The organism is Intrasporangium calvum (genome assembly GCF_028446585.1).
Classification (GTDB): domain Bacteria; phylum Actinomycetota; class Actinomycetes; order Actinomycetales; family Dermatophilaceae; genus Intrasporangium; species Intrasporangium calvum_A.
The window spans coordinates 1-12,551 of sequence record NZ_JAPFQL010000099.1; the positions used below are offsets into that span (position 1 = coordinate 1).

The following is a 12,551-nucleotide window of genomic DNA, read 5'->3' on the forward strand; positions in this document are numbered from 1 at the left end:
CAGCTGACGCCACCGCTCGACCACGCGCCGTAGCTCGTCGGAGACCTCCTGCGGAACAGGTGACCCCACGGTCGATCAGGGAGTGATCGTCACGCGTCGCGCAGGCGCGCGAGGAGGCGGGCGATCTCGATGTAGAGCCACACGACGGACACGATGAGGCCGTGCGCGAGCAGCCACGAGTACTTCTGCGGCGCACCGACGCGGACGGCGTTGTCGATCGAGTCGAAGTCGACGGCGAGCGAGTAGGACGCGAGGCCCACACCGAGGAGGCTGAGGCCGATGCCGAGCGGGCCGCTGCCACCGAAGCCCCACCCGTCGATGACGCCCGTCATGAGCAGGACGACCTGGATGATCGAGAAGAGCGCGTAGCCGGCGATCATGAAGACGAACATGCGGCGCGACTTGTCGGTGACCTTGATCAGGCCGGTCGCGTAGCCGGCGTACATCGCCACGAAGACGCTCAAGGTCGCGACGACCGCGGTGAGGATGAGCCCACCGCCGTAGCGCGCGTCGAGGAAGTAGCTGAACGCGCCGAGGAAGAGACCCTGGACGACCGCATAGACGAAGTAGAGCGGCGTCGGGATGTTCTTCATGAACATCATCGCGAAGCCGAGGATGAGCGTGCCGAACATGCCACCGAGCCACAGCGGCGAGATGAGGCCCGGGTCGCCGTCGACCATGAACCAGGAGATCCCAGCCGAGGCGAGCGTCACCGCGAAGAGCACGAGGCTCTTGACGATCACGTCGTCGAGCGTGACGCGTCCCGTGTCGACCGGGCCGGCGGCCTGGCGCGCGTAGAGGTCGTTGAGCTGCTCCGCCGTCATGGCGTCCTGCGCGGCGTAGCCGGTCGTGGCCGCCTGGGTCCCGCCCATCGGGCCCTGCTCTCGGCGCGGCGCGCCGAAGCCCGCGTAACGCTCCTGCTGGAGCTGCTTGTCGATCCGGTCGAAGACCGGGTTTCCACCTGCCATGTGTCTCGTGCCTCCCCAGCACCTGGGGCCACGCCAGTTCGGTGAGCGTGGCGACTGTTACCACCCTAAGCGTTCGGGGTGGCCCCCTGAGTTCCCGAAGCGTCCGTTCTGCCGGAAAGATCGCCGCCGAGACGCAACCGTGACCGGTGCGGCGCCCCCGCCACGTGCACGGCATACTGAGGGCTCCGCCCCCGTAGCCCAATTGGCAGAGGCAGGCGACTTAAAATCGCCCGAGTCAGGGTTCGAGTCCCTGCGGGGGTACTCAGTCGGCCGGGCGGCTCGGGTCGTGCGCCGTCGCGACGGACAGGGCGATGCCGTCCAGGATGTCGTGCTCGGACGTGACCACCTCGGTGATGCCGGACTCCGCGGCGACTCGCTCCACGATCCGCCGCCAGACGAGGGCACCGGCGCCGATGACGTCGACCCGACCCTCGTGCATGAACGGCAGGGCCGCCCGCTCGGCGTGTGTGCGCCGGAGCAGGTCGCTGCAGGCCTCCAGGACCTGGTCGACGGGCAGCCGGGACAGGTGGATGCGGGCCGGGTCATAGGTCGGCAGCTGCAGCGCGTGGGCCGTCACCGTCGTGACGCTGCCGGCGAGTCCGACCAGAGCGCCGACTCCCGTCAGCGACACGGTCCGCGCGGCCTCGTCGATGGCCTGGTCGATGTCGGCCGTGGCCGCCTCGATCTCGGCTTGGGTCGGCGGGTCGGAGTGCAGGTGACGCTCGGTCATGCGGACACACCCGATGTCGACCGACCTGGCGGCATCGACGTCGGCCGTCCCCCGGACGAACTCGGTGGAGCCGCCGCCCAGGTCGACGACCAGACAGGGGCCCGGCACGCCGTGGGCGGCGAGCCCTCCGGTGGCACCGCGGAAGGACAGGCTCGCCTCCTCGTGGCCCGTGACCACCTCGGGCAGGACGTCGGCGCCCCAGTGGTCGTGGAAGGCAGCGCGCACGCCCTCGATGAAGTCGGCGGCGTTGCGGGCGTCGCGGGAGGCCGACGTCGCCACGAACCGCACCTGCTCGGCGCCGAGCTCTCGGCACTGGGCCGCGTAGGTCCGGGCCATCCGGAGGGTGCGGTCCATCGACTCCGGGGCGATGACTCCGGTGCGGTCGACGCCGAGACCGAGGCGGACGACCTCCATCCGTCTCGTGACGTCACGCAGCTCCCCCGCCACGGGGTCGACGTCGGCGACGAGCAGACGAATGGAGTTGGTGCCGCAGTCGATCGCCCCGACGCGCACCGTCACGGGGCCGTCCGCCCGGCGGCGTCCGCTGCGTCCTCCGCGGCGTCCTCTGCGGCGTCCTCTGCTGCGTCCTCTGCGGCGTGGAGCGCCGCGCACGAGGTGGGAACCCACCAGTCGCTGAGCATCTCGAGCGCCTCGTCGCCGAGCGGGTTGACGCCGGGGCCGGCCGCGAGCGAGTGGGCGACGAGCACATGCAGGCACTTGACCCTCGTCGGCATGCCCCCGGCCGAGACACCGGAGATCTCGGGCACCTCGCCGAGCTCGCCCCGCCGGGCCAGGTAGTGCTCGTGAGCCTGCTCGTAGGCGGCGCGCAGCTCGGGATCCTCGGCCAGCCGGCTCGACATCTCCTTCATGACGCCCTCCGTCTCGAGGGTGCTGATGGCGCCGGTCAGCCGGGGGCAGGTCGCGTAGTACGTCGTGGGGAACGGCGTCCCGTCGGGAAGCCGGGGCTCGGTCCGGAGCACGTCGGGCTCGCCGCACGGGCACCGGTGGGCCACCTCGGCAACGCCCCGGGCCGGACGCCCGAGCTGCCGCTCGACGGCGCGCAGATCCGCCTCGAGTGACTCAGGAGCCGTCATCGGGACAACCCAGCCGTCGGGCGGTCGGCGATCTGGACGGACTGCCAGAGCTTGCCATACCACGGCGACGACTCGTTCGCCATGGGTGCGGCGACGATCGGGTCCTGCACGCTCTGCTCCTCTGATTGATCTGCAGTGAGGCCGGTGACGGAGTAGGCGCGGTCACCCACCCGGACGAACCGCAACCGCTTGCGGGCCTGCTCCTCGATGTACTTCGGGTCCTTCCAGAGCGCCGCCTCCTTCTGGAGCTCCTCGACCGTCAGCGTCTGCTGGGCCACCCGCTCCTGGAGTGCGAACGTGTCGTTGCGCTGCTGGATCACCGAGCGCAACGTCGGCACGAGGGTCACCGCGAGCATCACCACGATGCCCAGGAGGATCGCGCCTCGGATCCAGGTCGTCGACTGGGAAGGCGGCTCGGGTGGGCGGCTGCGCGCCCGGGCGGCGAGCGCCGGCCGCTCCTTGCCCGGCCCCGGCCGAGCCGAGGCGGGCGCCCCTCGGGCCGGACCCGTGCGGGTGGGGCCGGTGCGGGGGCCGCTGTTGCGCGGCGCGCCGCTACGCGGGGCTCCACTTCGCGGCGCGCCGGACCGCGCCCCGCCCGCCGGGCCACGGCTGGACCGGGATCGGTCGTTGCCGCCCGAGCGGGACGGGGTGCGGTCTGGCATCAGTCCTCCCAGTGACCGGCCGAGCGGGGCCTCAGCCCTCGTAACGCGAGGCGTCGAAGCGCGGGAACGCGCCGACACCCGCGTAGACGGCGGCGTCGTCCAGCTCCTCCTCGATGCGGAGCAGCTGGTTGTACTTGGCGACGCGCTCGGACCGGGCGGGGGCGCCGGTCTTGATCTGGCCGCAGTTCGTCGCGACCGCGAGATCGGCGATGGTGACGTCCTCGGTCTCGCCGGAACGGTGGCTCATCATGCACCGGTAGCCGTTGGTCTGGGCGAGCGTCACCGCGTCGAGGGTCTCGGTGAGCGTGCCGATCTGGTTGACCTTGACGAGAAGGGCGTTGGCGGTCCCGGTCTGGATCCCGCGGCCGAGCCGCTCCGGGTTGGTGACGAAGAGGTCGTCACCGACGAGCTGCACCTTGCTCCCGAGGCGCTCGGTGATGGCCTTCCAGCCGTCCCAGTCCTCCTCGTTGAGCGGGTCCTCGATGGACACGAGCGGGTAGGAGTCGACGAGCTCGGCGTAGTAGTCGATCATCTCGTCGGCCGACTTGGCGGCGCCCTCGAAGGAGTAGGAGCCGTCCTGGTGGAACTCGGACGCGGCGACGTCGAGCGCGAGGGCGATGTCCTTGCCGGGCACGTAGCCGGCAGCGGTGATCGCCTCGACGATGATGTCCAGGGCGGCGCGGTTGGACTCGAGGTTGGGCGCGAAGCCGCCCTCGTCACCGAGGCCGGTGGACAGGCCCCGGTCGTGCAGGACCTTCTTGAGGGAGTGGTAGACCTCGGTGCCCCACCGCAGGGCCTCGCGGAAGGTCGGCGCCCCGATGGGGGCGATCATGAACTCCTGGATGTCGACGTTGGTGTCGGCGTGCGAGCCGCCGTTGAGGATGTTCATCATCGGCACGGGCAGGACGTGGGCGTTGGGCCCACCGACGTAACGGAAGAGCGGCAGTCCGGCCGACTCGGCCGCGGCGTGCGCGACGGCGAGGGAGACGCCGAGGATGGCGTTGGCGCCGAGGTTCTCCTTGTTGGAGGAGCCGTCGAGCGTCATCATCTCGGCGTCGATGAGCCGCTGCTCGCTCGCGTCGTAGCCGACCAGTCGCGGGTTGATCTGCTCGATCACGGCGTCGACGGCCTGCTCGACCCCCTTGCCGAGGTAGCGGCCCTTGTCGCCGTCGCGACGCTCCGCCGCCTCGAACGCCCCGGTCGACGCGCCCGACGGCACGGCCGCCCGGGCGAACGTCCCGTCGTCGAGACGAATCTCGACCTCGACGGTGGGGTTTCCGCGCGAGTCAAGGATCTCGCGGGCGCCAATCTCCTCAATGGTGGCCACTCTTGCTCCTGTGGTCGGTCGAACCGGTCGGGCTGTCGATGCTCACGGCGTTGTGAGGGTTGTGACGTCCCGAGCGTAGTCCGTCGCCGGGCTCCTCTCGACGACCGACCCGGCATGCGGGCAGACCACTCGTCGAGACTGTGACCAACCTTTTCTGGACGTTTCTTTGCCGCTGTCCCCCGTCTCGGGGCATACTCTCAAGGGTTCGCTCGGGGGGAAGAGCGTTCTCTACACAGGGTCGGCGCCGCCGCGCCGGGGTTGGGTGTTCATCCAGACATGGTCCAGTCCGTGCACGAAGCCGGCGTGATGCCGGACGTCGCGTCTCGCCCGGTGGCCCAGCCCTACACCAACCGCACCCGAAGCGTGCGGGCCCTCCAGCTCGGCCTGGGCCTCGGCGACCTGGCGTTCATCGTGCTGGCCGCGGTGCTCGCGGCGGTGGGCCGGGACCGGTTGACGATCTTCCGCGCGACGGAGGACATCCCGGAGGTCGCGCAGGCCGTGGGCCTGTGGATCGTCCTCGGCTGGATGCTCGTCAACCTGGTGATCGGCACCTACCGCAGCACGGACCTCGGCGTGGGCACCGCGGAGTACGGCCGGGTGCTCGGGGCGGCAGGCATGACTGCGGGCCTCATCGGGATCATGAGCTACCTGGCGAAGTTCAACCTCTCGCGCGGCTTCTTCGTGCTCCTGTTCGTCATCGGCGTCCCGTTGCTCCTGCTGTGGCGGTGGTCGGCCCGCCGCGTCGTGCACCGCCTGCACCTGCACGGGCACCTGCTGACCAAGGTCCTCATCGCGGGGTCGGCAGGTCACGTCGACGAGGTCGCCGCGGTCCTCGACCGGGAGTCCTGGTTGGGCTATCGGATCGTCGGGGCCCTCCTGCCGCCCTCCCAGCAGCTGACGACGACGCCGCGGGGCGTCCCGGTCGTGGGGCTGAGCACCGACACCGCGCTGGCGACTCGCGACCACGAGGCGGATCTCGTCGTGTTCACCGAGGGGGCGTTCGCGTCGTCGACCGACTTCCGGCGCATCGCCTGGGACCTCGAGGGCCACCACGTGCAGATGGCCGTCGTGCCGAGCCTGAGTGACATCTCCTCCGGCCGCATCATGATGCGGCCGGTGGGGGGCCTGCCGCTCGTCCACGTCGAGCAGCCACAGAGCCTCGGCGCCAGCCGGGGCCTGAAGCGCCTCTTCGACCTCGTCGGGGCGTCGGCCAGCCTCGTCCTGACGCTCCCGCTCGTGGCCGGGGTCGCCATCGCCATCAAGCTCCACGACCGTGGACCGGTCCTCTTCCGGCAGACCCGGGTGGGGCGCGACGGCAACCTCTTCGAGTGTCTCAAGCTGCGCAGCATGGTGGTTGACGCCGAGGCGCAGCTGCCGGGGCTCACGCAGCTCAGTGACGACCCCGAGCACGTCCTCTTCAAGGCACAGCGGGATCCGCGGATCACCCCGGTGGGACGCTTCATCCGCCGTTACTCCATCGACGAGCTGCCGCAGCTGTGGAACGTCCTCGCGGGCGACATGAGCCTCGTCGGCCCGCGCCCCGCCCTGCCCGCCGAGGTCCGGCGCTACTCCCCCGACGTCCAGCGCCGCCTTCATGTCCGCCCCGGCATGACCGGCCTCTGGCAGGTGTCCGGCCGGAGCGACCTGTCGTGGGCGGACACGGTGCGTCTCGACCTCTACTACGTCGACAACTGGTCGCTCGTGCAGGACCTGTCGATCGTCATCAAGACCCTCCGCGCCGTCCTCGGCTCACGCGGCGCCTACTGACCCGTACCGGTCGCCAGCCAACCCCGAGCGCGTTGTATGCCGCTGGGCTCGCTGCCCCGATCGCGGCTCACTCCGCGGCTGGTCGATCCTCGCTCGCCGCCGCGAGCTGGCGCAGGGTCTCGCGCAGGGCTCCCTCGGCGTCGACGCCGGATGCCTTGGCCAGGCGGACCATCGCGAGCAGCTGGGCGCCCAGGTCGTCGGCGGCCTCGGCCTCGTCGAGCAGGTCCGACCGGCCGGCCTTCTCGAGCCGGCTGACGTACTTCTCGGCGCGGGCCAGCGCGGGCAGGCTCACCGGGACGCCCTCGACCGGGTGGAGCCGGTGCTCCTTCTCTGCCGCCTTGATGGTCTCCCAGTTGGCCTCGACCGCCTCGGGGGTATCGGCGTCGACGTCGGCGAAGACGTGCGGGTGCCGGCGGACCAGCTTCTCGACCAGGCCCCCGGCGACGTCGTCGATGTCGAAAGGAGCGCTCGGGTGCTCCTCGGCGACCCGGGACTGGAAGGCGATCTGGAGGAGCAGGTCGCCGAGCTCCTCCCGCATGTGGTCGGTGTCGCCGCTCTCGAGCGCCTCGACCGCCTCGTGCGCCTCTTCGAGCAGGTAGGGCACGAGGCTCTGGTGGGTCTGCTCGGCGTCCCACGGGCACCCGCCGGGTGACCGGAGCCGGTCCATCACGGCGACGACGTCGAGCAGGCGGGAGCCGGGGAGGTCGTAGGCCCCGACGAGCACCTCGACGTCGGGCGGCTCGGGCAACCGGCTGACCTCGGTGGCGATGGCCTCGTTGAGGCCGGGGTCCCCGTCGGCCGACCCGACCCAGAGGACGGTGCCGTCGTCGGCGGCGGCAACGATCTCGCGCGCGAGCGAGGGCACGTCGGTCCGGTCGTGCAGGGCCACGTCGACCCCGGTCTCGGCGATGGCCTCGGCCTGCGGCTCGTCGGGAGCAGCCCACACCTCGCGTGCGGCGGCGAGCGCCGCCCAGGCGTCGCGGGTCAGGACGCCCGGGGCGACACGGGGCGTCGAGACGAGCAGGACGACGCGGCGGTCGTCGGGGTCGTACTCGCTCGGCGAACCGGTCATTCGCTCGGTGCGACGATCCAGTTCGGCTGCTTCTGGCCGATCGTGAAGAAGACCGGGCCCTCCTCGGAGCGGAGCAGGTCGCCGTAGCGGGGGTTGACGTCGATGTCGGCCTTCGCGAGGTTGTCCCGGTAACGCTGGACGTCCTGCTCGGTCATCCGCCCCGACTGGATCAGGGCCACCGCCGCGACGAACTCCTTCGTCGTCTCGGTGGCGCCCGGCATCGCCGCGATCGCGCTCGCGTAGGTCGCGTCGGGCTCCCAGCTCTTGGACTCGCTGATGGCGTCCTCGAGGAGCGGCGCGGCGACGAGGGCCGTCACGACGATGTTCTCCGGGAAGTCGAACTTCGCGTCGCGAAGCTGGCGCGCGGTCTCCGCCACCTCGTCCTCGTGGATGACCTCGCCGTTGACGACGGCGGCGCCCTGCTGCCTGGCCTCGAAGCCACAGCCGGCGAGCAGGGTGACGGACGTCAACCCCACGAGAGCGGCCGCTGCGACGCGCTTGGATGACCGGGCGCGGACCGACGATTGCTTCACTTGACTCCTCCTAGGGCGGATCCGGGTGTCATCTTACGGGGCGGTCGCGGCGGCCGCGGAGGCGCCTGCCGCGGCTGCGATGTCGTCGAGGAGCACCGCGGTGATCAGCTGCCGGGCCCAGCTCAGGACCTCGACGTCACGCAGGGGTTTCCCGCCGACCCGCGCCGTCATCGGGGCCGGCACGAGGATCGTCCCGAGGGCCTCCTTGACGATCGTGCCCGGGTAGAGCCGCATGAGGCGCAGGTGCTGGCTCTCGCGCAGGTCCTTGACGGGGCCGAACCGGACGTGTTTGCCCTGCACGCCGATGTCGCCGATCCGCGCCTTGCGGGCGACGACGCGCAGCCGGGCCACCTCGAGGAGGTTCTCGACGGGCTTGGGTGGAGCGCCGTAGCGGTCGCGCAGCTCTGCCTCGATCTCGTCGACGGCGTCGAAGGACTCGACCGTCGCGAGCTTCCGGTAGGCCTCGAGCCGGAGCCGCTCCCCCGGCACGTAGTCGTGCGGCAGGTGCGCGTCGACGGGCAGCTCGATCTTGATCTCCGCCGGCGGGGCCTCGCCGTCGCCGCGGAAGTCGGCGACCGCCTCGCCGATGAGCCGGACGTAGAGGTCGAAGCCGACCCCGGCGATGTGACCGGACTGCTCGCCACCGAGCAGGTTGCCGGCACCGCGGATCTCGAGGTCCTTCATGGCCACCTGCATGCCGGCCCCGAGGTCGGTGTGGCTCGCGATGGTCCGGAGCCGGTCGTGCGCGGTCTCCGTCAGCGGCTTCTCCGGCGGGTAGAGGAAGTAGGCGTAGGCCCGCTCTCGGCCTCGGCCGACCCGCCCGCGCAGCTGGTGCAGCTGGGAGAGGCCGAGCATGTCGGCCCGCTCGACGACCAGGGTGTTGGCGTTGGAGATGTCGAGGCCGGTCTCGACGATCGTCGTGCAGACGAGCACGTCGAACCGCTTCTGCCAGAAGTCCTCGACGACCTGCTCCAGCCGGTGCTCGCCCATCTTGCCGTGGGCCGTGGCGATCCGGGCCTCGGGCACGAGCTCGCGCAACCGGGCCGCCGCCTTCTCGATGCTGCTGACCTTGTTGTGGATGAAGAAGACCTGGCCCTCGCGGAGCAGCTCGCGGCGGATCGCGGCGGTGATCTGCTTCTCGTCGTAGGCGCCGACGAAGGTGAGGACCGGGTGGCGCTCCTCCGGCGGGGTGGCCAACGTGGACATCTCCCGGATGCCGGTCACCGCCATCTCGAGCGTCCGCGGGATCGGGGTCGCCGACATGGACAGCACGTCCACGGCGGTGCGCATCGTCTTGAGCAGCTCCTTGTGCTCGACGCCGAAGCGCTGCTCCTCGTCGACGACGACGAGGCCGAGGTCCTTGAAGCGAATGTCCTTCGCGAGCAGGCGGTGCGTCCCGATGACGAGGTCGATGCGGCCGTCAGCGAGCCCGTCCAGGACCTCCTTGGCCTCCTTGTCCGTCTGGAACCGGGAGAGCGCCTTGACGGTGACCGGGAACTGCGCGTAGCGGTCGGAGAAGGTCTGCAGGTGCTGGCTGACGAGCAGCGTCGTCGGCACGAGGACGGCGACCTGCTTGCCGTCCTGGATCGCCTTGAAGGCGGCGCGCACGGCGATCTCGGTCTTGCCGTAGCCGACGTCACCGCAGATGAGCCGGTCCATCGGGACCTGCTTCTCCATGTCGGCCTTGACCTCGTCGATGCTGGAGAGCTGGTCGGGGGTCTCGACGTAGGCGAAGGCCTCCTCGAGCTCGCGCTGCCACGGGGTGTCGGGGCCGAACGCGTGCCCCTTCGTCGCCTGCCGGGCGCTGTAGAGCCGGATGAGGTCGGCGGCGATCTGCTTGACGTAGCGCTTGGCCCGCGACTTGGTCTTGGTCCAGTCGGAGCCGCCCATCTTGTTGAGCGTCGGCTCCTCGCCGCCGACGTACTTCGTCACCTGGTCGAGCTGGTCGGTCGGGACGTACAGGCGGTCCCCCGGCTGGCCGCGCTTGGAGGCGGCGTACTCGATGACGAGGTACTCGCGGGTGGCCCCGGCCACGGTCCGCTGCATCATCTCGACGAACCGGCCGACGCCGTGCTGCTCGTGGACGACGTGGTCGCCGGGCCGCAGCTGCAGCGGGTCGACCTGGTTGCGGCGCCGGGACGGCATCCGGCGCATGTCCTTGGTGGACGTCCCACCGCCGGGCTGGCCGGTCAGGTCGGTCTCGGTGAGCACCTCGAGGCGCCCCGCCTCGTGGACGAAGCCGCGACCCAGCGGAGCCGTGCACACGGACACGACGCCGGTTTCGACGGCGCCGTCGGCGAGGAGCCGGACCGGCACCTCCTCGTCGCGGAGCACCTCCTCGACACGCTTGGCCAGACCCGGTCCCTCAGTGACGACCGCCACGGTCCAGCCGTCGGCCACCCGTCCGCGCAGGTGGTCCACGGCCCGACCGGTGTCGCCCCGGAAGGCCTCCGAGTCGGTCGTCCCGATGCTGAGGCGCGCGTCGACGTCGTCGTCCTCGATCTCGAGGGCCTCGTCCGCGGCGAAGGGGGTCACGGTCCACCACGGACGGCCGTGCGCCAGGGCATGGCCCCGCACCTCGGCCAGGGTCCAGTAGGAGGCAGACCCGAGCAATGACTGCAGGTCGACCGGGACGTCGTTGCCGGCCGCGGCGTTGGCCCAGCTCGCCTCGAGGAACTCCGCGCTCGTCGCGACGAGGTCGTGCGCACGACGGCGGATCCGCTCGGGGTCGGCCACGACGATGAGCGACTCGGCGGGCAGGACGTCGAGCACCGACTCCATGCCGTCGACGAGCGCCGGGGCGAGGGACTCCATGCCCTCCACCGCGATGCCCTCGGCGACCTTGCTGAGCATGTCGGCCACCCCCGGCAGCTGGTCGGCCAGGGCCTTGGCCCGGGCCCGCACCTGCGGGGTCAGCAGCACCTCGCGGCACGGCGGGGCCCAGAGCCCGTGATCGGCGATCTCGAGGGAGCGCTGGTCGGCGACCTTGAACCAGCGGACCTCCTCGACGGTGTCGCCCCAGAACTCCACGCGGACCGGGTGCTCCTCGGTCGGCGGGAAGACGTCGAGGATGCCGCCCCGGACGGCGAACTCCCCGCGGCGCTCGACGAGATCGGTCCTCGTGTAGGCAGCAGCCGCAAGTGCGTCGACGACGTCCTCGAGGGGTCGCTCGTCACCGGCACGCAGCTGCACCGGCACGAGCTCGCCGAGCCCCTTCGTGACCGGCTGCAGGAGCGCACGCACCGGCGCGACGACCACGGACAGCGGGCCGTAGCTCGCGTCGGTGGGGTCGGGGTGCGAGACCCGGCGCAGCACGGCCAGCCGACGGCCGACCGTGTCGCTGCGCGGGGACAGGCGCTCGTGCGGCAGCGTCTCCCAGCTGGGAAAGACCGCGATCCCGTCCGCGGGGAGGAAGGCACCGAGCGCCGTCGCGAGGTCCTCCGCCTCCCGGGTCGTCGCGGTGACCACGACAACGGGAGCGGCGCCACCCGCGGCGCCCCCGTCCTGTGCGAGGCTGGCCATCCGCCCGGCGAGGGAGGCGACGAGGAACGGCCGGGTCCCGTCCGAGGCGGAGACGTCGACGAGGCGTGCGCGACCGACCTGATCGAGGACGGCCTGGACATCGGGGAGCGCCCGGAACGCGGGCAGGAGTGCGTGAGGCATCAGATCCTCCAGTCTAGGGCCGCTCCGGGACGGGAACTGCGGGAGGCGCACGAGGGAGCCGGCGCTGGGAGCGAGCTCAGCGGCATACGGCCACGGTGTTTCAGGGACGCGGCGCGTGGAAGCGCTGCTGCGCGTCGAGGAGACCCACCTCGACGAGCGCCTCGACCGCGTCGGCCGACTCGTCGAGGAGGAAGGGCAGCTCGGCCTTCTCCTGCTTGCCGAAGTCGCGCAGGACGTAGTCCGCGGGGTCCTGCCGACCCGGTGGGCGACCGATCCCGACCCGCACGCGCAGATAGTCCCTGGAGCCGACGGACTGGCTGATCGAGCGCAGGCCGTTGTGGCCGCCCTCGCCGCCGCCCTGCTTGAGCCGGACCAGCCCGGCGTCGATGTCGAGCTCGTCGTGGATCACGATGAGCCGCTCGACGGGCACGTCGAAGTAGCTCATCAGCCCGGCCACCGGACCGCCGGAGACGTTCATGTAGGTCAGCGGCACTGCGAGGACGATCTTCGGCCCCGGCACCCGGAACCGGCCCTCGACGACCCTCGCCCGCGCCTTGTGCGTCTTGAACGACCCGAGGCGGTGGCGGGCGACCAGCTCCTCGACGACCATCGCGCCGACGTTGTGCCGGTTGCCGGCGTAGGCGGGGCCGGGGTTGCCCAGTCCGACGACGAGCCAGGTGTCCATGACGTTCCTCGGTGGGTCGCGGTGATCAGGCGCAGAACGTGCTCGGGGTG

10 protein-coding genes and 1 tRNA gene are annotated in these 12,551 nt (G+C 71.3%); 2 read left to right on the plus strand and 9 right to left on the minus strand.

Going from position 1 to position 12,551, the window contains the following annotated elements; all coding sequences use genetic code 11:
* Positions 1-89: 89 nt before the first annotated feature.
* Positions 90-968, minus strand: coding sequence for a Bax inhibitor-1/YccA family protein (locus OO014_RS17185; RefSeq protein WP_272463546.1), 879 nt, complete (start codon positions 966-968; stop codon positions 90-92).
* A 187-nt stretch (positions 969-1,155) separates the two neighbouring features.
* On the opposite strand from OO014_RS17185, the gene OO014_RS17190 reads away from it, so the two are divergent.
* A tRNA-Leu gene (locus OO014_RS17190) sits at positions 1,156-1,229 on the plus strand.
* A 1-nt stretch (position 1,230) separates the two neighbouring features.
* Here OO014_RS17190 and OO014_RS17195 read toward each other — a convergent pair.
* From OO014_RS17195 to eno, 4 genes are read right to left on the minus strand one after another with little or no spacing between them, the layout of a single operon-like run.
* Complete coding sequence (locus tag OO014_RS17195; protein ID WP_272463554.1) at positions 1,231-2,211, minus strand: Ppx/GppA phosphatase family protein; 981 nt, start codon at positions 2,209-2,211, stop codon at positions 1,231-1,233.
* Between the two features lie 2 nt (positions 2,212-2,213).
* The gene (locus OO014_RS17200; RefSeq protein ID WP_272463547.1) at positions 2,214-2,792 is read right to left on the minus strand and encodes a DUF501 domain-containing protein; all 579 of its coding nucleotides are present in this window, start codon (positions 2,790-2,792) and stop codon (positions 2,214-2,216) included.
* A complete protein-coding gene (locus OO014_RS17205; RefSeq protein WP_272463548.1) occupies positions 2,789-3,454 on the minus strand; it encodes an FtsB family cell division protein in 666 nt (221 codons plus the stop codon). Before OO014_RS17205 ends, OO014_RS17200 begins: the two co-directional genes overlap by 4 nt.
* A gap of 31 nt (positions 3,455-3,485) precedes the next feature.
* Positions 3,486-4,781: a phosphopyruvate hydratase gene (gene eno / locus OO014_RS17210; protein WP_272463549.1), complete on the minus strand. Its 1,296-nt coding sequence runs from the start codon at positions 4,779-4,781 to the stop codon at positions 3,486-3,488.
* A 288-nt stretch (positions 4,782-5,069) separates the two neighbouring features.
* On the opposite strand from eno, the gene OO014_RS17215 reads away from it, so the two are divergent.
* Entirely contained in the window at positions 5,070-6,548 is a 1,479-nt protein-coding gene (locus OO014_RS17215) for a sugar transferase (protein WP_272463550.1), read from the plus strand.
* Between the two features lie 67 nt (positions 6,549-6,615).
* Here the strand turns inward: OO014_RS17215 and OO014_RS17220 are convergent, their stop codons facing one another.
* The 4 genes from OO014_RS17220 to pth form a co-directional block, all read right to left on the minus strand.
* A complete protein-coding gene (locus OO014_RS17220) occupies positions 6,616-7,620 on the minus strand; it encodes a MazG family protein (protein ID WP_272463551.1) in 1,005 nt (334 codons plus the stop codon).
* Entirely contained in the window at positions 7,617-8,153 is a 537-nt protein-coding gene (locus OO014_RS17225) for a hypothetical protein (protein ID WP_272463552.1), read from the minus strand. The genes OO014_RS17220 and OO014_RS17225 overlap by 4 nt, the downstream gene beginning before the upstream one ends.
* Before the next feature lie 33 nt (positions 8,154-8,186).
* The gene (gene mfd / locus OO014_RS17230) at positions 8,187-11,816 is read right to left on the minus strand and encodes a transcription-repair coupling factor (RefSeq protein ID WP_272463553.1); all 3,630 of its coding nucleotides are present in this window, start codon (positions 11,814-11,816) and stop codon (positions 8,187-8,189) included.
* 100 nt (positions 11,817-11,916) lie between these two features.
* Positions 11,917-12,501 (minus strand): aminoacyl-tRNA hydrolase, encoded by a 585-nt coding sequence (gene pth, locus OO014_RS17235; protein WP_272463555.1) that lies wholly within the window; start codon positions 12,499-12,501, stop codon positions 11,917-11,919.
* Positions 12,502-12,551: the final 50 nt, after the last annotated feature.